The sequence below is a fragment of the Polaromonas sp. P3_B1 genome, from assembly GCF_056402935.1.
This window is the reverse complement of the sequence record NZ_JBFUGK010000001.1, coordinates 154,801-176,611: the sequence shown is the minus strand read 5'-3', so window position 1 is coordinate 176,611 and position 21,811 is coordinate 154,801. Positions and strand designations below refer to the sequence as shown.

Below are 21,811 nucleotides of genomic sequence, written 5' to 3'. Positions count from 1 at the left end.
AGGCATGGATCCCGGATCGGGTTCGGGATGACAAGCGATGACCGCCGACCAGATTCTCATCTTCGCCTCCGGCATCGTCGGCGGCGCCTTGCGCGTCGGCGCACCGTTTCTTTTCGTGAGTCTGGGCGAATGCATCACCGAGAAGTCCGGCCGCATCAATCTCGGCCTCGAAGGCGTGCTGGTGCTCTCCGCCATGTCGGCCTTCGGCGCGTCGTATCTGAGCGGCTCGCCCTGGATCGGCGTACTCGCCGGCGCCACGACCGGCGCGCTGCTGGCCGCGTTGCACGGCGTGCTGTGCTCGCTGCCGCGCGTCAACGACATCGCGACCGGCATCGCGCTCATGCTGCTGGGCATGGGGCTCGCGTTCTATCTCGGCAAGCCGCTGATCCAGCCGCAGGCGCCGCAGCTGCCCGCGATCGCGCTGGGCAACTGGAGCGACTCGGCGGCCGTGCGCTCGGCACTGCAAGTCAACGCGCTGGTGCCGATCGGTGTCGCGCTGGCGGTCGCACTGTGGTGGGCATTCGCGAACACGCGCGCCGGCTTGCTTGTGCGCATGGCGGGCGATTCGGCCAATGCCACGCGCGCGCTCGGCTACTCGGTCTCGGGCATCCGCATCGCCGCGACCGCCGCCGGCGGCATGATCGCCGGCCTGGGCGGCGCGTCGCTCACGCTGTTCTATCCCGGCAGCTGGAACGAAGGCATCTCCAGCGGCCAGGGCCTGATCGCCGTGGCGCTGGTGATCTTCGCGCGCTGGAGCCCGATCCGCTGCGTCTGGGCGGCGTTGCTGTTCGGCGGTGCGGGTGCGATCGGCCCGGCACTGCAGTCGGTGGGCGTTGGTTGGGGCTACCACCTGTTCAACATCGTCCCCTACGTTCTCACCCTGCTGATCCTGGTGATCACCTGCCGTCCCGGCAGCGTGGTCGCGGGCAGTCCGGGCGAGTTGTCTTCGACACGCTAGAGCACACGCCATGCAACGTTTCGTCCAAGCCCATCCTTATCTCTGGCCGTACAACGGCGACCTGCGGCCCGCGAACACCGCGCTGGTCGTAATCGACATGCAGATCGACTTCTGCGGCCCCGGCGGCTATGTCGACAAAATGGGCTACGACATCTCGATGACGCGCGCGCCGATCGAGCCGCTCAAGAAGCTCATGGCCGCGATGCGCAAGAGCGGCTACCACCTGATCCACACGCGCGAAGGCCATCGCCCGGACCTGTCGGACCTGCCGGCCAACAAGCGCTGGCGCTCGCGCCAGGTCGGCACCGGCGGCGTGGGCATCGGCGACGACGGTCCGTGCGGCCGCATCCTGGTGCGCGGCGAGGCCGGCTGGGAAATCATCCCCGAGCTTGCGCCGCTGCCGGGCGAAGCGGTGATCGACAAGCCAGGCAAGGGCTCGTTCTGCGCCACCGATCTTGAGCTGATCCTGCGCACGCGCGGCATCGAGAACCTGATCCTCACCGGCATCACCACCGACGTTTGCGTGCACACGACCATGCGGGAGGCCAACGACCGCGGCTTCGAATGCCTGCTGCTGTCGGACTGCACGGCCGCGACCGACAAGGGCAACCACGATGCGGCACTGAAGATGATCACGATGCAGGGCGGAGTGTTCGGTGCGCATGCGACGTCCGGCGCCGTGCTGGAAGCGCTTGTATGAGCACCGCCGGGCCGCCCCAAGGCGCGAAGGCCCCCTCGGGGGACAGCGCAGTACACGGAGTGACAAGCCTGGGGGCCACATGACAATGCATGTCGATCCTATGCCGGCGCCGACCGGCGCGATGTCGTTGGAGACCTACGACCTCACCAAGCGCTTCGGTCCCTTCACCGCGCTCGACCACGTGACCATGAAAGTCGGCGCCGGCACGGTGCATGCGCTGCTCGGCGAGAACGGCGCGGGCAAGAGCACGCTGGTCAAATGCATCGCGGGTTTCCATCGCCCGGAAGAAGGCAGCGTGGTCACCGACGGCCGCGAACAGGACATCGCCAATCCGGTTGTCGCGCGCACGCTTGGCATCGGCATGGTCTATCAGCACTTCACGCTCGCGCCCGGCATGACCGTCGCCGAGAACCTGCTGCTTGCCGGCGGCAAGACGCCGGGCGTGATCGACTGGAAACGCAAGCGCGCGGAATTGGAAGAGTTTCTGTCATCCACGCCGTTTCGCCTGAACCTGGATGCGCGTCCGCAGGAGCTCGCCGCCGGCGAGAAGCAGAAACTCGAATTGCTCAAGCAGCTGTACTTGAAGCCGCGCCTGCTGATCCTCGACGAGCCGACTTCGGTGCTGACGCCGCAAGAGGCGGACGAAGTGCTCGGCCACGTGCGCCAGTTCGCGCGCAGCGGCCAATGCACCGTGCTCATCATCACGCATAAGTTCCGCGAAGTGATGGCCTATGCCGACGACGTGACCGTGCTGCGCCGGGGCAAGGCCGTGCACCGCACGAGCGTGCCGCTCACCGATCCGGCCAAGCTGGCGCAAGCGATGGTCGGCGACGCGTCGGCCGCCGCCGAAGAGCCGGACGTCCCTGCCTCTCGCCCCCGAGGGAAGGGCCGGGGCGAGGAGCCGCCGCACCTGCAAGTCACGCAACTCAACGTCATGGGCGACCGCGGCACCCTCGCCGTGCGCGATCTCGATCTGCAAGTCGCACCGGGTGAAATCCTCGGCATCGCCGGTGTCTCCGGCAACGGCCAGCGCGAACTGGTCGAAGCCCTCGTCGGCCAGCGCGACCGCGCGTCCGGCAGCGTCGCCGTACTCGACCAGCCGTATGCCGCGCACCGCGAAGAAAACCACCGCCTGAAAGTGCGCAGCCTGCCTGAAGAGCCGCTGCGCAATGCCTGCGTCGGCGATCTGTCGGTTGCCGAGAACATGGCGCTGCGCGACTTCGACCGGCCGCCGCTGTGCCAGGGCGGGCGCCTGCGCTTCGGCCAATGGCGCGGCCGCGCGCGGGATTGGATCGCCGCGTATGGCGTCAAGACGCAAGGCGAGAACGCACCGATCAAGAGCCTGTCGGGCGGCAACGTGCAGCGCGCCGTGCTGGCGCGCGAACTCGACGGCGACATCAATGTGCTGATCGCGGCCAACCCCGTGTTCGGCCTGGACTTCGCGGCCGTCAAGGAAATCCACACCCGCATCCGCGGCGTGCGCAACAAGGGCGGCGCCGTGCTGCTGATCAGCGAAGACCTGGACGAACTGCTGGAGCTGGCCGACCGCATCGTGGTGATGAGCGAAGGCCGCGTCGTTTTCGAGACGCTCGCGGCGGATGCCGAGCGTCATGTTCTGGGTGCCCACATGGGCGGCGGCCACCACGAACCCGATGTCGCGACCGAAGCCATGCCATCGCCGGCTTGACCGCAATCCCTGGACCAGGAGCCACAATGCAGATCGCCGCCCAACCCTTCGCGTTCGACTTCGACATCGAATCCGCCGCGCTCGTCATCATCGACATGCAGCGCGACTTCATCGAACCCGGCGGCTTCGGCGAGACTTTGGGTAACGACGTCTCGCTGCTGGCAGCCATCGTCCCCGCATGCAAGCGCGTGCTCGATGCCTGGCGCCGCGCCGGCGGCTTGGTGGTGCACACGCGCGAAGCCCACAGCGCCGACCTCGCCGACTGCCCGCCGGCCAAGCGCAACCGCGGCAACCCGAGCTTGCGCATCGGCGACGTGGGTCCGATGGGCCGTATCCTCGTCACCGGCGAGCCCGGCAACCAGATCATCGACGAGCTTGCGCCGATGCCCGGCGAGATCGTTCTGGACAAGCCCGGCAAGGGCGCGTTCTACGCCACGCCGCTGCACAACCTGCTGCAGCAGGCCGGCATCACGCACCTGCTGTTCATGGGCGTCACCACGGAGGTCTGCGTGCAGACCTCCATGCGCGAGGCCAACGACCGCGGTTACGACAGCCTGCTGCTGGAAGACTGCACCGAAAGCTATTTCCCCTCCTTCAAGTCGGCGGCCGTGGCGATGATGCGCGCCCAGGGCGCCATTGTCGGCTGGACCGCCACCAGCGCCGAGTTGCTCCCTGTGCTGGCGGCACTGCCGGCACGGCCCCAACACTGCTAGAGTTTCGCCATGCACACAGTCTCCAGCCATCCCGCGAGCCTTGCCGGCCCGCCCACCCACCGTTCGCGAGCCGACGAGGTGTACGAAGAACTCAAGCGCGACGTATCCCAGTTCAAGCTGGTGCCCGGCGACCGTTTCACCGAAACCGAAATCAGTGACCGCCTGGGGGTTTCGCGCACACCGGTGCGCCAGGCGCTGTTTCGCCTGCAGCAAGAGGGTTTTGTCGAAGTGCTGTTTCGCAGCGGCTGGCGCGTGCTGCCTTTTGACTTCGACAAGTTCGAGCAGCTTTACGATCTGCGCATGGTGCTGGAGACCACTGCGGTGCAGCGCCTGTGCGCCGGCAGCCAGGCGGTGGACACGGCGCTGCTTGATGAGTTGACCGCCATCTGGCTGGTACCGGCGGCGCTGCGCAGCGCCGACCATGTACAGGTGGCCCAGTGGGACGAGGCTTTTCATTGCGCATTGGTGGCGGCCGCCGGCAATGCCGAGATGGCCCGCGTGCACCGTGACGTGACGGACCGCATCCGCATCATTCGCCGGCTCGACTTCATCAAGCAGCCGCGCATTGATGCGACCTATGAGGAGCATGCCAAGATTCTCAAGGCGGTACAGGCCAAGCGCGGCGACCAGGCCGCCATGCTGCTGCGCGCCCACATCGAAACCAGCCAGGCCGAGGTGCGCAAGATCACCCTGCACCAGGTTCACATGGCGCACCTGGCGCACCAGACCGGGTCCGGAACGCCGCGCTGAGAGCGCGGTACCTTATCGGCCCCAGCGCAGCACCAGCGGGTCCAGCCGCCTGGCGGTCGCCAATAGCCCGGCGCGTGTGTCCGGGTGCATCGCCGGAAATGGATGGCGCGGCGCCTCGCAGGCGATCACGCCGCCTTCTTTCATCAATGTCTTGGCGGCCAGCAGCCCTGCCTGGCGGTTTTCATAATTGATCAGCGGCAGCCACTGCTGGTAAAGGGAATACGCCTTGTCGTGGTCACCCGCGCGATGGGCTTCGATGATCGGGCGAATGCCGTCGGGGTAAGCGCCGCCGGTCATGGAACCGGTCGCGCCGGCGTCGAGGTCGGGCAGCAGCGTGATGGCCTCTTCGCCATCCCAGGGGCCTTCGACGGCGTCGCCGCCCAGGCGGATCAACTCGCGCAGCTTGGACGCCGCGCCCGCCGTCTCGATCTTGAAGTAGGCGATGTGCTCGATCTCGCGGGCCATGCGCGCCAGGAAGCAGGCGGACAGCACGGTGCCGCTGGCGGGCGCGTCCTGGATCATGATGGGGATGTCCACCGCATCCGACACCCGGGCATAAAACTCATAGATCTGCGGCTCGCTCACGCGAAAAGTGGCGCCGTGGTACGGCGGCATGATCATCAGCATGGCCGCGCCCATCTCCTGCGCGCGGCGGCTTCGCTCGGCGCAGATCTTCGTGCCGTAGTGGGTGGTGGTCACGATCACGGGCACACGCCCGGCCACGTGCTCGAGGATGGTGCGGGTGAGGATTTCGCGTTCCTCGTCCGACAGCACGAACTGCTCCGAGAAGTTGGCGAGGATGCAGATGCCGTCGGAGCCGGCGTCGATCATGAAATCAACGCAGCGCTTCTGGCTTTGCAGATCAAGCTCGCCGGTTTCGGTGAAGGTGGTGGGAACAACGGGGAAGATGCCGCGGTAGCGCGGCTGGCGGGACATGATCATGGCGGGATCCGGTTGGGTGCTCAGGGCTGGGTGCTCCAGCGGTTTCAGTTGTGTCAGTGGGAGTGGCGGGGAACTTCGGAGCCGCGGCAGCCGACGAGAAAATCGAAGTCGCAACCATCGTCCGCTTGCAGAACATGGTCGACATAAAGGCGCTGGTAGCCGCCGCGCATGCCTGTTGCGGCTTTGCCGTCAAGCCCGGCCAGGCGCTCTGCCAGCTCCGCGTCGCTGATGTCCAGGTGCAGGCGGCCGGCATCGCAATCGAGCTCGATCCAGTCCCCGTCTCGCACGGCGGCCAGCGGCCCGCCCGCTGCGGCCTCGGGCGCCACATGCAGCACCACGGTGCCGTAGGCGGTGCCGCTCATGCGTGCGTCGGAAATCCGCACCATGTCCTTGACGCCTTGTCGCAGCAGCTTGGGCGGCAGGCCCATGTTGCCGACCTCGGCCATGCCGGGGTAACCCTTGGGGCCGCAATTCTTCATGACCATCACGCAGCTCGCGTCGATGTCGAGGTTCTCATCGACGATGCGTTCCTTGTAGTGTTCGAGGTTTTCAAACACCACGGCACGGCCGCGGTGTTTGAGCAGCTCGGGCGAGGCGGCGGAAGGCTTGAGCACCGCGCCGCGCGGCGCCAGGTTGCCGCGCAGGATGCAGATGCCGCCGTCGGCGATCAAGGGGTTGTCCAGCGGACGGATCACCTCGTCGTTGTACTGCGGGGCCTCGCGCACGTTGTCCCAGATCGAACTGCCGTTGACGGTAAGCGCACCCGGATGCGGCAGCAGGCCGTTTTCGCCCAGGCGGCGCAGCACGGCGGGCAGGCCGCCGGCGTAGTAAAACTCCTCCATCAGGAAGCGGCCTGAAGGCTGCAGGTCGACGAGGGTGGGCGTGTTGCGGCCGATGCGCGTCCAGTCTTCCAGGTCCAGCTGCACGCCGATGCGGCCCGCGATGGCCTTGAGGTGAATCACCGCATTGGTGGAGCCGCCAATCGCGGCGTTGACACGGATTGCATTTTCAAACGCTTCGCGCGTGAGGATTTTCGACAGCGTCAGGCCTTCGCGCGCCATCTCGACGGCGCGCGCGCCCGACATCTGCGCCAGCACATAACGCCGCGCATCCACCGCGGGAATCGCCGCGTTGTGCGGCAGGGAAGTGCCCAGCGCTTCGGCCATGCAGGCCATGGTGGAGGCCGTGCCCATGGTGTTGCAGGTGCCGGCGGAGCGCGACATGCCGCCCTCGGCCGCCAGGAACTGGTGCAGCTGGATTTCGCCGGCTTTGAGCGACTCGTGCAGTTGCCACACGGCCGTGCCGGAGCCGATGTTCTTGCCCTCCAGCTTGCCGTTGAGCATGGGCCCGCCGGTCACCACGATGGCCGGGATGTCGCAGCTGGCGGCGCCCATCAGCAAGGCCGGCGTGGTCTTGTCGCAGCCGGTGAGCAGCACCACGGCATCAATCGGGTTGCCGCGAATGGCTTCTTCCACATCCATGCTGGCCAGGTTGCGCGTGAGCATGGCCGTGGGCCGCAGGTTGGATTCGCCGTTGGAGAACACCGGGAACTCCACCGGGAAGCCGCCGGCCTCGGAGATGCCGCGTTTCACATGCTCGGCGATTTTGCGGAAATGGGCGTTGCAGGGCGTGAGCTCCGACCAGGTATTGCAGATGCCGATGATGGGGCGTCCGTCGAACTCGTGGTCGGGAATGCCCTGGTTCTTCATCCAGCTGCGGTACATGAAGCCGTTTTTGTCGGCCGAGCCGAACCATTCGCTGGAGCGTAACTTTCGTTTGGGGTTTGTCATGGGTAGGTCTGTCGATAAATTGTGAAAGTTCAGGGCCGTTCAGGAAGAGCGGGCCTTGCGGTTCGTCAGCAGGCGCTGCAGCAGGCAAAACACAAACAGCAGCACGCCGACGACGATGCGCGTCCACCACGAGCTCAGGCTGCCGTCAAAGGAAATCAGGGTCTGGATGATTCCGAGCATCAACACGCCGAACAGGGTGCCGGCCACATAGCCCACGCCGCCGGTGAGCAGCGTGCCGCCAATCACCACTGCGGCGATGGCGTCAAGCTCCATGCCGGTGGCGTGCAGGCCGTAACCCGAGAGCATGTAGAAGGTGAAGACCACGCCCGCCAGCGCCGAGCAGAATCCCGACAACGTGTACACCCCCACCAGCGTGCGGCGCACCGGCAAGCCCATCAGCAAGGCCGATTGCTCGTTGCCGCCGACGGCATAGACGGTGCGGCCAAAGGGCGTGCAGTGCGCGATGAACACCGCGGCGAGCAGCACCACGATGGCGATCACCGCGCTGATGGACAGCGAGGCGTCTTCCCACAAGGGGATGCGCAGCTGCGAGACCTCCGAGTAAAACTCGTTGGTGATGCTGATGGAGTCCACGCTGATCAGGTAGCACAGGCCGCGCGCGAGGAACATGCCGGCCAGCGTGACGATGAAGGGCTGCAGGCGAAAGCGCTCGATCAGGAAGCCCATGAAGGCACCAAAAACCGTGCCCATGAGCAGCACCAGCGGAATCACCGCCCCCGGGCTCCAGCCGTGGTGCTCCACCAGCGCGGCCGACACCATGGTGGTGAGCGCCACCACGGAGCCGACGGACAGGTCGATGCCGCCCGAGAGAATGACGAAAGTCATGCCCACGGCGATGATGATCAGGAAGGCGTTGTCGATCAGCAGGTTGAGAAAAACCTGCGCCGAGAAAAATCCGCTGTAGAGCACCGAGCCCATGGCCGCCATGGCCACAAAGAGCGAGATGGTGGCCGCCAGCGGCAGGTATTTCGGGTTGAAGCGGGCGCTGGGCGCCGCCGCCGCTGGCCGGGGCGCGGTGACGACGACGGGCTTGGCAAGCACCTCGCTCATGGCTGCATCCCCCGCGCGGCCGGCCGCCGCATCAGGATGGCGACTTCAACCCGGAACTCGGGCGACTGCAGCAGCATCACGGCAAACACCACCACGGCCTTGACCACCAGGTTGATCTCGGGCGGAACGCCCAGCGAGTAAATGGCATAGGTCAGGGTCTGGATGATCAGCGCACCGATCACGCTGCCCACCAGGCTGAAACGGCCGCCGGTGAGTGCGGTGCCGCCCAGGGTGACGGCCAGGATCGCGTCCAGCTCCAGCAACTGCCCGGCGTTGTTACCGTCGGCGCTTTTGACGTTGGAGCTGATCAGCAAGCCCGCAATGCCCGCGCACACGCCGCAGAAGGCGTAGGCCGCGACAACCAGGCGCCGGCTTTGCACACCGGCGACGCGCGCCGCGGTCGGATTGATGCCCACCGCCTGGATGAACAGCCCGAGGGCGGTGCGGGTCACCGCCAGGTACAGCAGGGCAAACACCACTGCCGCGATGAAGAGCGAGAAAGGCAGGCCCAGCAGGTAGCCGCTGCCCAAAAAGAAGAACGGCGCGTAATAAATGGTGATGATCTGCCCGCCGGTGATGAGCTGCGCGATGCCGCGGCCGGCCACCATGAGGATCAGCGTGGCGATGATGGGCTGCATGCCCACCCTGGCGACCAGCAATCCGTTCCACAGGCCGCACAGCAGCGCGATGGCCAGCGCCGCGAGGATCGCCAGCGGCATGGGGAAGCGGCTCACGCTTGCCGACACCGACCCGCCAATCATCCACGCGGCCACGGCGGCCGCGATGGCCACCACGGCGCCCACGGAGATGTCGATGCCGCGCGTAGCGATCACCATCGTCATGCCCAGCGACACCAGCACCAGCGGCGCGGCGCGGTTGAGGATGTCAACCAGGCTGCCGTACAGGTGGCCGTCACGCCACTCGATATGCAGGAAGCTGGTATTGAAGGCCGTGTTGACAGCCAGCAGGAGAAGCAGCGTGACCAGCGGCCACGCCAGGCGATGCTGCATGGTCGCGGCCAGCGCCTGCAGGGGTCCTCGAGAGGGTTTCACTTCAGCTTCAGGCATGTTCAGCCGCTATCAGTTCGTAAACGGTCTCTTCGCTGCTGCCGGCCGGAAGCTCGCCCACCTTGCGGCGGTCGCGCAGCACCACGATGCGGTGCGCAACCCGCACCACCTCGCTCATTTCAGAAGAGATGAAGACCACGGCCATGCCGGCCTGGGCCAGGCGCATGATCTGCTCCATGATTTCCTGCTTGGCGGCCACGTCGATGCCGCGTGTGGGCTCGTCCAGGATCAGCAGGCGCGGCTCGGTGGCGAGCCAGCGCGCGATCATGGCCTTTTGCTGGTTGCCGCCCGACAGCAGGCCTATCGGTGTGTCCACACTCGTGGTCTTGATGCCCATGGCCTGGACAAAGCGTTCGGCCAACGCGGCCTGTTCGGCGCGCGACAGAAAGCGGCGCATGCCCATGCGGGCCTGCAGCGCCAGCGCAATGTTCTCGCGGACCGACAGTTCGGCCACGATGCCATCGGTCTTGCGCTCCTCGGGGCACAGGGCCAGGCCGTGCCGGATCGCATCGGCGGGATTGGAGAAGGCGACCGTTTGGCCATCGATCTTGAGCACGCCGCGGTCCGGCGTCTCCAGGCCGAACAGCAGGCGCGCCAGTTCCGTGCGACCCGAGCCCAGCAGCCCCGCCAGGCCCACAACCTCTCCGGCGCGCACGCGCAGGTCCACGGCTTGCAGCTGGCCCGCCTGGCCCAGGCCTTCGGCTTGCAACAGCGCGGGCACCGCCTCGTCGAATGCCGGCGACGCCGTGGCCCCCGCGGACTGCGCAGCCAGTTCCCGGCCCAGCATGGCCGTGATCAGGGCCTGGGGGCCGAGCTCGGCGGCGCGCCACTCGCCCACCCAGGTGCCGTTGCGCAGCACGGTGATGCGGTCCGACACCGCGTAGACCTGGTTCAGGAAGTGGGTGACAAAAACAATAGCCAGCCCATCGTCACGCAGGCGGCGCAGCACCTCAAAGAGTTTTTGCACCTCGTCATCGTCAAGGCTGGAGGTCGGCTCATCGAGGATCAGCACCTTGGATTCGATGCTGAGCGCGCGCGCGATGGCCACCAGTTGCTGCACCGCGACCGGATAGCTGGACAAAAGGCGCGTGACGTCGATGTCCAGGCCGATGCGCGCGACCAGCTCATGCGCACGGCGGTTCAACGCGGCCCAGTCGATGCGGTATCCCTGCGCGGCACCACGCCGCGGATAACGGCCCGCGAAGATGTTTTCCGCGACGGAAAGGTTGGGGCAAAGATTGACTTCCTGGTAGACCGTGCTGATGCCCAGCCGTTGCGCGGCCAGGGGGGAGTCGGGCCATACGAGTTCGCCGTCCAGGCGCATCTGGCCTCCGCTGGCCTCCAGCACCCCGGTCAACACTTTGATGAGCGTGGATTTGCCGGCGCCGTTTTGCCCCATCAAGGCATGGATCTCCCCGGGGTAAAGGCGCAGGCGCACGTCGCGCAGCGCATAGGTGCCGGAGAACTGCTTGTGGATGCCCTCAAGCTCAAGGACGGGAACGGTGCCGGCCGTGGTCATAAGGCAACCTTCGCGCTGCGCGCTGCGTTACTCGCCCCTGAAACGGCCGGAAGGTTCATGCCTTGTTCTTGTTGTAGACGTCGACAAACACCGCGGCCAGCAGCACAACGCCTTTGATGACCTGCTGGTAGTCGATGCCGATGCCGAGGATGGACATGCCGTTGTTCATCACACCCATCACGAACGCGCCTATCACCGCGCCCATGACCTTGCCGACGCCGCCGGAAGCCGAAGCCCCGCCGATGAAGCAGGCGGCGATGACATCGAGCTCAAAGCCGAGGCCGGCCTTGGGTGTGGCGGTGTTCAGGCGCGCGGCAAACACCAGGCCCGCCAGCGCCGCCAGCACGCCCATGTTCACAAAGGTGTAGAAGGCCAGGCGTTCGGTCTTGATGCCCGAGAGTTTGGCGGCTTTTTCGTTGCCGCCCAGCGCATAGACGCGCCGCCCGATGGTGGTGCGGCTCGTGACGAAGTGGAACAGGAAAATCAGCGCGGCCATCACGATCAGCACATTGGGCAGCCCTCTGTAGGAGGACAACAGGTAGCTGAAATAGACCAGAAGCGCGGAGAACGCCGCCGTCTTGACAAAGAAAATCGCGGCCGGCTCGGCCTGGATGCCGTGCCGGAGCTGCTTGGCCCGCGCGCGGATGCCGGCCACGGCAAGCACGGCCGCAAGCACCACGCCCAGCAGCAGCGAGCTCAGGCGCAGGCCTTCGCTGCTCAGCGGGTCGGGCATGAAGCCCGAGCTGAGCATCTGGAATGAATCGGGGAAAGGGCCGACCGACTGGCCTTGCAGCAGGGCCAGCGCCAGGCCCTTGAACACCAGCATGCCCGCCAGCGTGACGATGAAGGAAGGAATGCGGAAGAAGGCGACAAACCACCCCTGGACCGCGCCTATCAGCGCGCCGCAGGCCAGGCACAGCAGCGAAGCGGGCACGAAGTGCCAGTCGTACTGCACCATCAGCACGGCGGCCAGCGCACCGATGAAGCCGCACACCGAGCCCACCGACAGGTCGATGTGCCCGGCCACGATCACCATCAGCATGCCCAGCGCCATGATGACGATATAGCTGTTTTGCAGCACCAGGTTGGTGAGGTTGAGGGGCTGCATGAGCGTGCCCTCGGTCATGTACTGGAAGAAGGCCATGATGGCCACCAGCGTGATCAGCATGCCGTACTCGCGGAAGTTGTGCTTCAGGTAGTCGAGCGGTGACTTGTCGCTGGCCGTCGCGGCTTTTTTAACCGCGGGCGCGGTGGCTTGGGAAGACTCGTTGTTCATTTTTCAGCTTGCTTTCATGATCGCGCGCATGATCTTTTCCTGGGAGGCTTCGGCCGTGGGCATCTCGGCGATGAAGCGGCCCTCGTTCATCACGTAGATGCGGTCCGTCATGCCCAGCAGTTCGGGCATTTCCGAGGAGATGACGATGATGCATTTCCCCTCGGCCGCAAGCTGCGCCATCAGGGTGTAAATCTCGTACTTGGCGCCCACGTCGATGCCGCGCGTGGGCTCGTCAAGGATAAGGACTTCGGGGCTGGTGAACAGCCACTTTCCGAGCACCACTTTTTGCTGGTTGCCGCCGGAAAGGTTGAGGGTTTTCTGGCCGACGCTGGAGCAGCGGATGCGCAGCTTTTCCCGGTAGCTTTGCGCGACCTGGTATTCACGGCCGCTGTCAATCACGGCGGCGTTCGAAACACCGTTGAGGTTGGCCAGCGACATGTTGAACTGGATGTCTTCGTTCAATATCAGTCCGTTGCCTTTGCGGTCTTCGGTGACGTAGGCCAGGCCGTGGCGAACCGCCTTCTCCACCGTGCCCACGTCGGCAGGCCGGCCGTTCAGCAAAACCTCTCCGCTGATGCGGCGGCCCCAGGACCGGCCGAAGATGCTCATGGCCAGCTCGGTGCGCCCCGCGCCCATCAGCCCGGCAATGCCGACGATCTCGCCGCGCCGCACCTTCAGGTTCACGCCCTTGATGAACTGCCTGTCCGTGTGCAGCGGGTGGTAGACGTTCCAGTCGCGCACTTCAAAAACGGTCTCGCCGATGTCCGGCTGGCGCGGAGGGTAGCGATCGGCCATCTCGCGGCCCACCATGCCGCGAATGACACGGTCTTCGCTGATAGCCTCGGCGCGGCAGTCCAGGGTTTCCACGGTGCTGCCGTCGCGCAGGATGGTGATCGCATCCGCCACACGCGAGATTTCGTTGAGTTTGTGCGATATGAGGATGCAGGTGATGCCTTGGCCCTTGAGCTCCAGAAGCAGGTCCAGCAATGCCTGGCTGTCGCTTTCGTTGAGGCTGGCGGTGGGCTCATCCAGGATGAGCAGCTTGACCTGCCTGGACAGGGCCTTGGCGATTTCCACCAGCTGTTGCTTGCCCACGCCGATGTCGGTGATCAGCGTGGCGGGGGACTCCTTGAGGCCCACTTTTTTCAGCAAGGCCTGGGTCTTGCTGTGCGCCTCCATCCAGTCGATCACGCCGCGCTGCGCGGTCTCGTTGCCGAGGAAGATGTTCTCGGCGATGGACAGCAAGGGAACCAGCGCCAGCTCCTGGTGGATGATGATGACGCCCATCTGCTCGCTGTCGTGGATGCCGAGAAAGCGGCGCTCCTGACCTTCATAGACGATGTCGCCGCTGTAGGAGCCGTGCGGGTACACCCCGGAGAGCACCTTCATGAGTGTCGATTTTCCGGCACCGTTTTCACCGACGATCGCGTGGATTTCGCCCGCGCGCACGCGCAGGTTGACTTTGTCCAGCGCGACAACCCCGGGAAAGGTTTTGCGGATGTCGCGCATCTCGAGAATCGTTTCCAATGCCTGTCCTTAGATGCAAAGGTGATTGCCACCTTTTATCGCCGGCAGTCCCCGCGCCTTGCGGCGCGGGGACTGCCCGGTTCAACGCGTGCTGCTCATGCAGTCGCGTATTACTTGATCTGCGATTCCTTGTAGTAACCGCTGCCAATCAGGATTTTTTCCCAGTTGGAGGCATCGACGGCAACCGGCTTGAGCAGATAGGCGGGCACCACTTTCACGCCGTTGTTGTAGGTCTTGGTGTCGTTGATCTCGGGCTGTTTGCCGGACAGCATGGCGTCCACCATGTTGGCGGTGACCTTGGCCAGCTCACGCGTGTCCTTGAAGATGGTCGAGTACTGCTCGCCCTTCAGGATGGACTTGACCGAGGCGATTTCCGCGTCCTGGCCGCTCACCACCGGGCAGGGTTGCTGCGCGGTGCAGTAGCCCACACCTTTGAGGGAAGACAGGATGCCGATGGACAGGCCGTCATACGGCGACAGCACGGCGTGGACCTTGTCCTTGCCGTAGTAGGCCGACAGCAGGTTGTCCATGCGCGCCTGCGCCACCGCGCCGTCCCAGCGCAGGGTGCCGACCTTGTTCATGCCCATCTGCTTGCTGCGCACCACCAGCTTGCCGCTGTCGATGTAGGGCTTGAGCACGCTCATGGCGCCGTCATAGAAGAAGAAAGCATTATTGTCGTCGGGCGAACCACCAAAAAGTTCAATGTTGAAGGGGCCCTTGCCTTGCTTGAGGCCCAGCTTGTCGACGATGGTCGTGGCCTGCAGCACGCCGACCTGGAAGTTGTCGAAGGTGGCGTAGTAGTCCACATTCTTCGAGCCCTTGATCAGGCGGTCGTAGGCAATGACCTTGATGCCTTTGTCGGCCGCGTTTTGCAGGGCCTTGGACAAAGTGGTGCCGTCGATGGAAGCGATCACCAGGACCTTCACGCCCTTGGTGATCATGTTTTCGATCTGGGCCAGCTGGTTCGGAATGTCGTCTTCGGCGTATTGCAGATCGGTCTTGTAGCCGCGCTCCTTGAGCACCTTGACCATGTTGTCGCCGTCGGCGATCCAGCGGGCGGAGGACTTCGTCGGCATCGAGATGCCGATGCTGCCCTTGTCCTGCGCATGCGCGAGCGGTGCGATACCGAAGGCGCCCATGACGAGGCCGGCCAGCAAAGTCTTCAGAAAATTACGCTTCATGAAATTGTCTCCTTGAGTGTTGTGAATGATTTTTCAGTTTCGAGTATCAACGCGCCATTACAGGCAGCAGCTCAGTATTTACGCTTGGGAAATTCCTTGGCCGCCACTTCCATCGGAAAAATCCCTTCTTCGGTAACGATTCGTTTCTGAACTTGCTTGCCTGCCTTGATGTCCTTGACCGCAGCCATCAGCTGGGGGCCCAGCAAGGGGCTGCATTCCACGGAAACGTTGAGCTTGCCTGCCATCATGGCTTCGAAGGCTCCCTTCACGGCATCGATCGAGATGATGGTGATGTCCTTGGCCGGCTTCAGCCCCGCCTCTTCAATCGCCTGGATCGCGCCAATGGCCATGTCGTCGTTGTGCGCAAAGAGCACATTGATCTTCTTGCCTTCGGCCTTGAGGAAAGCCTCCATCACTTCCTTGCCCTTGGCCCGCGTGAAATCACCGGTTTGCGAACGGATGATCTTGAACTTCGGGTCGGCCTTGATGATTTCCTCAAAGCCTTTTTTGCGGTCAATGGCCGGCGCGGAACCCACGGTTCCCTGCAGCTCGACGATGTTGACCTGGCCGCTCGTGCCCTTCATGTTTTCGACCAGCCAGCGCCCTGCCTTGCGACCTTCCTCCACGAAGTCCGAGCCCATGAAGGAGACATACAAGGAGGTGTCCTTGACGTTGACCGAGCGGTCGGTGAGCACCACCGGAATCTTCGCGGCCTTGGCCTCGCGCAGCACGGTCTCCCAGCCCGACTCCACCACGGGCGAGAACGCGATCACGTCCACTTTTTGCGCAATGAAGGAGCGGATCGCCTTGATCTGGTTCTCCTGCTTTTGCTGCGCATCCGAGAACTTGAGCTCGATGCCCGCGTCCTTGGCGGCCGATTTGATGGACTCGGTATTGGCGGTGCGCCATTCGCTTTCCGCACCGACCTGGCTAAAGCCAAGCACGATGGGTTTCTGCGCCTGTGCCGAAACCGGCAGAAGGCCTGCAAAGGGGGCGCAAGCGAGTGCGACCGCGAGTGCGCGACGATGGATCTTCATGTTTTTGTCTCCTTGGTTGAAATACAAACTAACAACTCTCTCGTGATCTTCAGCGGCCCGGACCGTCAAGCCAGCACATAGCCGGTCTTGACCGTGGTGTAAAACTCGGCGGCGTAGCGGCCTTGCTCGCGCGGGCCGTAACTCGATCCCTTGCGCCCGCCAAAGGGCACATGAAAGTCGACGCCGGCGGTGGGCAGGTTCACCATGGTCATGCCGACTTCGGCATGCCGCTTGAAGTGCATGGCGTGCTTGAGCGACGTTGTGCAGATGCCCGCGCAAAGGCCGAAGGGCGTATCGTTGGCCAGGGCCAGCGCGTGCTCAAAGTCATCGGCCTGCAGCACGCAGGCCACGGGGCCAAATATTTCTTCGCGTGCGATGCGGTGTTCCGGCTTGGCCAGGAACAGCGCGGGGTTCATGTAATGCCCGGGGGTCGGGCGTTCCAGCAGCTCACCGCCCCACACATGCTCGGCGCCTTCATTGCGCCCGATTTCCAGGTAGGACTGGTTCAGTTCAAGCTGGCCGCGGTCCACCACCGGGCCCATCTCGATGCCCCGCTCCAGCGCGTGGCCCACCTTGAGCGCCGCAATCTGGTGGCGCAGCCGGGCCACAAATGCGTCGTGAACGGACGCCTCCACAATGAGCCGGCTTGAGGCGGTGCAGCGCTGGCCCGTGGAAAAGTACGAGCCCTGAACCGCGCACTCGACGGCCCGGTCCAGGTCGGCGTCGGCCAGCACGATCAGCGGATTCTTGCCGCCCATTTCAAGCTGGACCTTGGCGCGGCGCGCGGAGGCCGACTGCAGAATGCGTTCGCCGGTGGCTACCGATCCCGTAAAGCTCAGCGCATTGACCAGCGGGTGGTCGACCAGCGTCTGCCCGACCTCCCGGCCACTGCCCATGACCAGGTTGAACACGCCCGCGGGCAGGCCGCAGCGGCTGATGATCTCGGCCAGCGCCCAGCCGCAGGTGGGCACCAACTCGGCGGGCTTGAAGACCACGGTGTTGCCGTAGGCCAGGGCCGGTGCGATTTTCCAGGCCGGGATGGCCAGCGGGAAATTCCAGGGGGCAATGATGCCGACCACGCCGACGGGTTCGCGCGTCACGTCGACCTGGATGCCGGGCCGCACCGATGCGATAGTCTCGCCCTGCACACGCAGCGCTTCTCCCGCGAAAAACTTGAAGATCTGACCGGCCCGCGCCGCTTCGCCCACGCCCTCGGGCAGGGTCTTTCCCTCTTCGCGCGACAGCAGCATGCCGAGCTCATCCTTGCGCGCCAGGATTTCGCTGCCGATCTGGTCGAGCACGTCGGCCCTGCGCTGCGGGGTGCTGTGGCTCCAGTGCGGCAGGGCTTCAGAGGCAGCGCGGATGGCCACTTCGGTCTGGTTGCGGTCTGCGCGCGCGTACTCGCTCACCACCTCCCGGGTATCGGAAGGATTGGTACTGATGCCGGTGGTGGTGCCGGTTTCCCAGCGTCCGTTGATGTAATGCCGGGCGGTTTGCTGCAGTTCGCCGAGTTTCATGAAAGCCCCGTAAGCCTTGTTTTGGTCACGGCGCAGTCTAGGGTTGATTTTGATATCAATCCAATCGTTTTTTTGACAAAATGCATATCGTTCTACGCATTCTGGAAAACCCGATGAGCACTTATAACCACTGGTTCATGCGCGCGCGGCTCAAAACCCGCCAATTGTTGTTACTTGTCGCGCTCGCTGAAGAGGGCAACATCCACCGCGCGGCGCAGGTGCTCAGCATGACGCAGCCGGCCGCGTCCAAACTGCTCAAGGATCTCGAAGATGTGCTGGAAGTCCCGCTGTTCGAGCGCCTCCCGCGCGGAATGCGGCCGACCTGGTACGGCGAAACCATGATCCGACATGCGCGCATGGCGCTGGCCAGCCTGAACCAGGCGCATGACGAACTCGCCGCGCTCAAGACCGGGCACTTCGGCCAGGTCGGCGTGGGCGCCATCACCTCGCCGGGGCTGGCCTTGCTGCCGTCGGCCGTCGCCGTGGTCAAGCAGGAGCACCCCAGCCTGCGCATCTCCCTGGACATCGAAACCAGCCCGGTGCTGCTGGAGCGGCTGGAGCAGGGCAGGCTCGACATCCTCGTGGCGCGCCTTTTCGCCGAGCACGACAAGACGAATTTGCGCTACGAGCCCCTGGTCGAGGAGCCGGTGTGCGCCATGGCCAGGCCGGGGCATCCGCTGCTGGGCGTGTCGGGCCTGACCCTGCGCGACGTGGTGGGGGCGGCCTGGATCGTGCCGCCCGCGGGCAGCGTGCTGCGCCACCGCTTCGAGCTGATGTTCCAGGAGGACGGGCTCGCGCCGCCGATCAATGTGGTGGAGTCCTCAGCGCTTCTTTTCATCACGCGCATGCTGCAGCAAAGCGACATGGTGGCCGTGGTCGCGGCCGATGTGGCGCGGTACTACGCCGCGCACGGCATTGTCTCGATCGTGCCGCTGGACATGCCCTGCCATATGGACGCCTTCGGCATCATCACCCGCACCGACCGGCTGCCTTCACCCGCCGCCAAGGTCATGATGAAGGCGCTGAAGGCGGCGAGCCTGACGCTGTATGGGCGAAGACTGGAAGCAGACTAAAAGAATCGCGCGGCCCAGGCCAGGGACACCGCGGAACCGGCTTTGGCCTGTCCTGAGCCTGTCGAAGGGCCGGGCCGCCAGTGTGCCTTGCAGGCCRCATCAGCGTCAGCGTCGCTGATTCTGCGTACCGTCTAAGGCGCCCCGGGGGAGGGTGTTAAACCCAGCCGGCATCCACCTTGAACTCCTGCGCGGTGCACATGGCGGCGTCATCGGAGGCCAGGAACAGCACCATGCGCGCGATGTCGTGGGGCAGCAGCTTGTCGGGCAGGCACTGGTTGCGCTGCAGCTCCTTCTCGCCTTCGGCATCGAGCCAGAGCTTGATCTGCCGCTCGGTCATGACCCACCCCGGCGACACGGTGTTGATACGGATGCGGTCCCGGCCCAGTGTTTTGGCGAGCCCGCGGGTCAGGCCGTTCACCGAAGACTTGGCGATGGCATAACAGGGGTAGCCGACGCCCTTGCCCTGCCAGCCCGTGGAGCCCAGGTTGATGATGGAGCCGGCGCCCAGCCGCTGCATGCCCGGCACCACCGACTGGATCGCGAAGAAGGCGGGCCGCTCATTGATCGCCATGCGGTCGTCATAGTAATCAGGCGTGACGGACTCCAGGCTGTGGCGGTCGTCGCTGGCGACGTTGTTGACCAGCACCGAGAAATCGCCCACGGCTGCTGCTGCGTCAGTGATCGCCGACTGCAGCGCGGCCACGTCCCGTACATCGCAGGCGCGCCACCATGGGCGGGTGTGCCCCGCGTCCGCGAGCTGCTGCGCAAGCGCTTCGCTGGCTTCCTGTGCGACGTCGATGAAAGCAACGCGCGCACCCTGCTGCGCAAAGGCCGTCACGATGGCGGCGCCTATGCCGCTGCCCCCGCCGGTCACGAAAACCGGTCGTTTGTTAAGGCTGGGAAAGAGGGAGAGGGTGTCGTTGGCAGGGGCGGCGCGCAAGGGAGCAGGGCTGGAAATGTTTGACATTGCAATATGTGTATCTATGAATATGAAAATAATGATTTTTCAGTATTACTATGCATTGCTATCATGCACCGCGTCAAGAGGCCGCGGGTTACCAAACCGGTACCAGGGGCATTTGACACCCAAATACGGAGACACGATTGACATCGATTCTGGACACGCCGGCAGCCCCGCCGGTGCATGGCGCGGTGGATTGCATTCATCCGGCCGAGGCCTTGCTGGGTGAAGGCGCCCTGTGGTCACCGGGCGGCCAGTGCCTGTATTGGGTGGACATTCTTGCGCGCCGGCTGCACCGCTTCCGCCCGGCCACCGGCGGGCGCGACAGCTGGTCTTTTGGCGAGGAGATTTCCGCGCTGGCCGAACGCGCGGACGCGCCCGGCCTGATCGTCACCTTGCGGCGCGGCTTCGCGCTGTTTGATCCGGACTCGGACACGGAGCCGCATTACCTGCACCAGCCTGAGCCCGGCTTGCCGGGCAACCGCTTCAACGACGGCAAGTGCGATGCCCAGGGTCGCTTTTGGGCGGGGACGATGGACTTCGACTGCGTGGCGCCCACCGGCGCCCTGTACCGCTATGACCCCGACGGCCGCTGCTCGCGCCATGACCAGGGTTTTGCCGTGACCAACGGCCCCACCTGGTCGGCCGACGAAAGCACCCTGTATTTCAACGACACGGTGAACGGCCGCGTCCATGCCTATGACTTCGATGCCGAAGCCGGCACCTTGTTCAACAAACGGCTCTGGCTGGCCTTTGCACCGGGCGACGGCGTGCCCGACGGCATGACCACGGACGCCGCCGGGCGCCTGTGGATTGCCCACTGGGGCGGCGGCTGCGTCAGCTGCCACGACCCGGTCACGGCGCGTGAGCTCTGCCGCGTGGCCATACCGGCGAGCCAGGTGACCAACTGCGCTTTTGGCGGGCCGGACATGCGCACGCTGTTTGTGACCAGCGCGCGCATCGGCCTCACGCCCGAACAACTCGCCGCCGAACCGCTGGCTGGCGGCCTCTTCGCGGTGGCCATGGGCAGCCCCGGCAGGCCTGCGGGCCTGTTCGGCGGCTGAGGCCGCGCACAAAAACATCATTGACCTGACTTCACCGTGAAAGACCTCCATCCATGACCGACTCCGCGCATCCCGTTGCCTGGCTGCGCCACGCCGGCCAGCGCCTGGGCTTGTTGCCTTCGCTGGGCGGCAGCGTCGCCGCCTGGCAGCTTGACCGGCCGCAAGGTCCGCTGGACCTCTGGCGTCCCTGGGATGGCAAAACCGAAGACCTTTACCAGACCGCATCGTTCGCCATGGTGCCGTGGTCCAACCGCATCAGCGGCCGCGGTTTCACGCATGACGGCCAGTTTTATGGGATGCGGCCCAACCGCAAAGGCGAGCCCTATCCCATTCATGGCGACGGCTGGCTGCAACCCTGGGAGCTTTCGCAGCCGGCTGAGGACACACTGGTGATGACGCTGGTGTCCTACGGCTTCGACGGCAATCCCTATGACTACGAGGCCGTGCAAACCTTCCGGCTGGTGGACGGCGGGCTGGACCAGAAGGTGCAGGTGCGGCACCTGGGCGTCACGCCGCGGCCCTATGGGCTGGGCGTGCATCCCTGGTTTCCGCGCACCGCGCAAACGCGGATTACCGCACCGGTGCAAGGCGTCTGGCTCTGCGGCGACGACCCGCTGCCGACGGCGCACACCAGCGACTTCCCGGCGGGCTGGAACCTGAATGAGGGCGCGCCGGCCAACGGGCCGCTGATCGACAACGGTTACACCGGCTGGGGCGGCACAGCCAGCATCGCCTGGCCGGAGCTGGGCCTGCAAGTCACGGCCAGCATGCCGGACTTTGAAAAGGACGGCGGCGCGGCGCAGCACTTTTGCCTGGTCTACCGGCCGCCGCAGGGAGCGGCCTTTTGCTTTGAGCCCATCACCCAGCCCATCGATGCCTTCCACCTTCCGGGCCAGCCCGGCCTGCGCGTGCTGGGGCCCGGGGAGCGGTTTTCGCTCAAGATCCAGTGGCGCGTCGAAAGCCTGGGCTGAGATGCGG

19 protein-coding genes are annotated in these 21,811 nt (G+C 65.0%); 8 read left to right on the top strand and 11 right to left on the bottom strand.

What is annotated here, in order from left to right:
• The first annotated feature begins 37 nt into the window (after positions 1-37).
• The 5 genes from AC1DXS_RS00795 to AC1DXS_RS00775 all read left to right on the top strand — a co-directional run bounded on the left by AC1DXS_RS00795 (position 38) and on the right by AC1DXS_RS00775 (position 4,808).
• The gene (locus tag AC1DXS_RS00795; protein ID WP_477735695.1) at positions 38-958 is read left to right on the top strand and encodes an ABC transporter permease; all 921 of its coding nucleotides are present in this window, start codon (positions 38-40) and stop codon (positions 956-958) included.
• Between the two features lie 10 nt (positions 959-968).
• Positions 969-1,658 carry a biuret amidohydrolase gene (gene biuH / locus AC1DXS_RS00790; protein ID WP_477735694.1) on the top strand — a complete coding sequence of 230 codons (690 nt, stop codon included), beginning with the start codon at positions 969-971 and terminating at the stop codon, positions 1,656-1,658.
• 79 nt (positions 1,659-1,737) lie between these two features.
• Positions 1,738-3,345, top strand: a complete 1,608-nt coding sequence (locus AC1DXS_RS00785) for an ABC transporter ATP-binding protein (protein WP_477735693.1) — start codon at positions 1,738-1,740, stop codon at positions 3,343-3,345.
• Between the two features lie 26 nt (positions 3,346-3,371).
• On the top strand, positions 3,372-4,058 hold the full coding sequence (locus AC1DXS_RS00780; protein WP_477735692.1) for a cysteine hydrolase family protein: 687 nt from the start codon (positions 3,372-3,374) through the stop codon (positions 4,056-4,058).
• Positions 4,059-4,067: 9 nt separating this feature from the next.
• Entirely contained in the window at positions 4,068-4,808 is a 741-nt protein-coding gene (locus tag AC1DXS_RS00775) for a GntR family transcriptional regulator (protein WP_477735691.1), read from the top strand.
• Positions 4,809-4,820: 12 nt separating this feature from the next.
• On the opposite strand, the gene AC1DXS_RS00770 is transcribed toward AC1DXS_RS00775, so the two are convergent.
• The 10 genes from AC1DXS_RS00770 to AC1DXS_RS00725 form a co-directional block, all read right to left on the bottom strand.
• Positions 4,821-5,750: a dihydrodipicolinate synthase family protein gene (locus AC1DXS_RS00770; protein WP_477735690.1), complete on the bottom strand. Its 930-nt coding sequence runs from the start codon at positions 5,748-5,750 to the stop codon at positions 4,821-4,823.
• 53 nt (positions 5,751-5,803) lie between these two features.
• Positions 5,804-7,540 (bottom strand): IlvD/Edd family dehydratase, encoded by a 1,737-nt coding sequence (locus AC1DXS_RS00765; protein WP_477735689.1) that lies wholly within the window; start codon positions 7,538-7,540, stop codon positions 5,804-5,806.
• Positions 7,541-7,579: 39 nt separating this feature from the next.
• Positions 7,580-8,611, bottom strand: a complete 1,032-nt coding sequence (yjfF, locus tag AC1DXS_RS00760) for a galactofuranose ABC transporter, permease protein YjfF (RefSeq protein ID WP_477735688.1) — start codon at positions 8,609-8,611, stop codon at positions 7,580-7,582.
• Positions 8,608-9,678 (bottom strand): ABC transporter permease, encoded by a 1,071-nt coding sequence (locus AC1DXS_RS00755; RefSeq protein ID WP_477735687.1) that lies wholly within the window; start codon positions 9,676-9,678, stop codon positions 8,608-8,610. The genes yjfF and AC1DXS_RS00755 overlap by 4 nt, the downstream gene beginning before the upstream one ends.
• Positions 9,671-11,197 carry a sugar ABC transporter ATP-binding protein gene (locus AC1DXS_RS00750; protein ID WP_477735686.1) on the bottom strand — a complete coding sequence of 509 codons (1,527 nt, stop codon included), beginning with the start codon at positions 11,195-11,197 and terminating at the stop codon, positions 9,671-9,673. Before AC1DXS_RS00750 ends, AC1DXS_RS00755 begins: the two co-directional genes overlap by 8 nt.
• Before the next feature lie 55 nt (positions 11,198-11,252).
• Positions 11,253-12,473 (bottom strand): multiple monosaccharide ABC transporter permease, encoded by a 1,221-nt coding sequence (mmsB, locus tag AC1DXS_RS00745; protein WP_477735685.1) that lies wholly within the window; start codon positions 12,471-12,473, stop codon positions 11,253-11,255.
• A gap of 3 nt (positions 12,474-12,476) precedes the next feature.
• On the bottom strand, positions 12,477-13,982 hold the full coding sequence (mmsA, locus tag AC1DXS_RS00740) for a multiple monosaccharide ABC transporter ATP-binding protein (protein WP_477735804.1): 1,506 nt from the start codon (positions 13,980-13,982) through the stop codon (positions 12,477-12,479).
• Between the two features lie 128 nt (positions 13,983-14,110).
• Positions 14,111-15,181, bottom strand: a complete 1,071-nt coding sequence (gene chvE / locus AC1DXS_RS00735; RefSeq protein WP_477735684.1) for a multiple monosaccharide ABC transporter substrate-binding protein — start codon at positions 15,179-15,181, stop codon at positions 14,111-14,113.
• A gap of 71 nt (positions 15,182-15,252) precedes the next feature.
• On the bottom strand, positions 15,253-16,218 hold the full coding sequence (locus AC1DXS_RS00730; RefSeq protein ID WP_477735683.1) for an ABC transporter substrate-binding protein: 966 nt from the start codon (positions 16,216-16,218) through the stop codon (positions 15,253-15,255).
• A 65-nt stretch (positions 16,219-16,283) separates the two neighbouring features.
• The gene (locus tag AC1DXS_RS00725) at positions 16,284-17,735 is read right to left on the bottom strand and encodes an aldehyde dehydrogenase family protein (protein ID WP_477735682.1); all 1,452 of its coding nucleotides are present in this window, start codon (positions 17,733-17,735) and stop codon (positions 16,284-16,286) included.
• A gap of 113 nt (positions 17,736-17,848) precedes the next feature.
• Between AC1DXS_RS00725 and AC1DXS_RS00720 the strand changes: the two genes are divergently transcribed.
• On the top strand, positions 17,849-18,808 hold the full coding sequence (locus AC1DXS_RS00720) for a LysR family transcriptional regulator (RefSeq protein ID WP_477735681.1): 960 nt from the start codon (positions 17,849-17,851) through the stop codon (positions 18,806-18,808).
• Between the two features lie 154 nt (positions 18,809-18,962).
• On the opposite strand, the gene AC1DXS_RS00715 is transcribed toward AC1DXS_RS00720, so the two are convergent.
• Positions 18,963-19,775, bottom strand: coding sequence for an SDR family NAD(P)-dependent oxidoreductase (locus AC1DXS_RS00715; protein ID WP_477735680.1), 813 nt, complete (start codon positions 19,773-19,775; stop codon positions 18,963-18,965).
• A 137-nt stretch (positions 19,776-19,912) separates the two neighbouring features.
• On the opposite strand from AC1DXS_RS00715, the gene AC1DXS_RS00710 reads away from it, so the two are divergent.
• Together AC1DXS_RS00710 and AC1DXS_RS00705 are read left to right on the top strand one after the other, a co-directional pair.
• On the top strand, positions 19,913-20,833 hold the full coding sequence (locus tag AC1DXS_RS00710; RefSeq protein ID WP_477735679.1) for an SMP-30/gluconolactonase/LRE family protein: 921 nt from the start codon (positions 19,913-19,915) through the stop codon (positions 20,831-20,833).
• Between the two features lie 53 nt (positions 20,834-20,886).
• Positions 20,887-21,804 (top strand): aldose 1-epimerase, encoded by a 918-nt coding sequence (locus AC1DXS_RS00705; protein ID WP_477735678.1) that lies wholly within the window; start codon positions 20,887-20,889, stop codon positions 21,802-21,804.
• The last annotated feature ends 7 nt before the right edge of the window (positions 21,805-21,811 follow it).

Coding starts and splice junctions, on each gene's coding strand:
- AC1DXS_RS00725 (WP_477735682.1), bottom strand. CDS start 17,735: ATGAAACTCGGCGAACTGCAGCAAACCGCCCGGCATTACATCAACGGA.
- AC1DXS_RS00720 (WP_477735681.1), top strand. CDS start 17,849: ATGAGCACTTATAACCACTGGTTCATGCGCGCGCGGCTCAAAACCCGC.
- yjfF (WP_477735688.1), bottom strand. CDS start 8,611: ATGAGCGAGGTGCTTGCCAAGCCCGTCGTCGTCACCGCGCCCCGGCCA.
- AC1DXS_RS00755 (WP_477735687.1), bottom strand. CDS start 9,678: ATGCCTGAAGCTGAAGTGAAACCCTCTCGAGGACCCCTGCAGGCGCTG.
- AC1DXS_RS00750 (WP_477735686.1), bottom strand. CDS start 11,197: ATGACCACGGCCGGCACCGTTCCCGTCCTTGAGCTTGAGGGCATCCAC.
- AC1DXS_RS00765 (WP_477735689.1), bottom strand. CDS start 7,540: ATGACAAACCCCAAACGAAAGTTACGCTCCAGCGAATGGTTCGGCTCG.
- AC1DXS_RS00705 (WP_477735678.1), top strand. CDS start 20,887: ATGACCGACTCCGCGCATCCCGTTGCCTGGCTGCGCCACGCCGGCCAG.
- chvE (WP_477735684.1), bottom strand. CDS start 15,181: ATGAAGCGTAATTTTCTGAAGACTTTGCTGGCCGGCCTCGTCATGGGC.
- biuH (WP_477735694.1), top strand. CDS start 969: ATGCAACGTTTCGTCCAAGCCCATCCTTATCTCTGGCCGTACAACGGC.
- AC1DXS_RS00780 (WP_477735692.1), top strand. CDS start 3,372: ATGCAGATCGCCGCCCAACCCTTCGCGTTCGACTTCGACATCGAATCC.
- AC1DXS_RS00775 (WP_477735691.1), top strand. CDS start 4,068: ATGCACACAGTCTCCAGCCATCCCGCGAGCCTTGCCGGCCCGCCCACC.
- mmsB (WP_477735685.1), bottom strand. CDS start 12,473: ATGAACAACGAGTCTTCCCAAGCCACCGCGCCCGCGGTTAAAAAAGCC.
- mmsA (WP_477735804.1), bottom strand. CDS start 13,982: ATGCGCGACATCCGCAAAACCTTTCCCGGGGTTGTCGCGCTGGACAAA.
- AC1DXS_RS00730 (WP_477735683.1), bottom strand. CDS start 16,218: ATGAAGATCCATCGTCGCGCACTCGCGGTCGCACTCGCTTGCGCCCCC.
- AC1DXS_RS00785 (WP_477735693.1), top strand. CDS start 1,738: ATGACAATGCATGTCGATCCTATGCCGGCGCCGACCGGCGCGATGTCG.
- AC1DXS_RS00770 (WP_477735690.1), bottom strand. CDS start 5,750: ATGATCATGTCCCGCCAGCCGCGCTACCGCGGCATCTTCCCCGTTGTT.
- AC1DXS_RS00795 (WP_477735695.1), top strand. CDS start 38: ATGACCGCCGACCAGATTCTCATCTTCGCCTCCGGCATCGTCGGCGGC.
- AC1DXS_RS00715 (WP_477735680.1), bottom strand. CDS start 19,775: ATGTCAAACATTTCCAGCCCTGCTCCCTTGCGCGCCGCCCCTGCCAAC.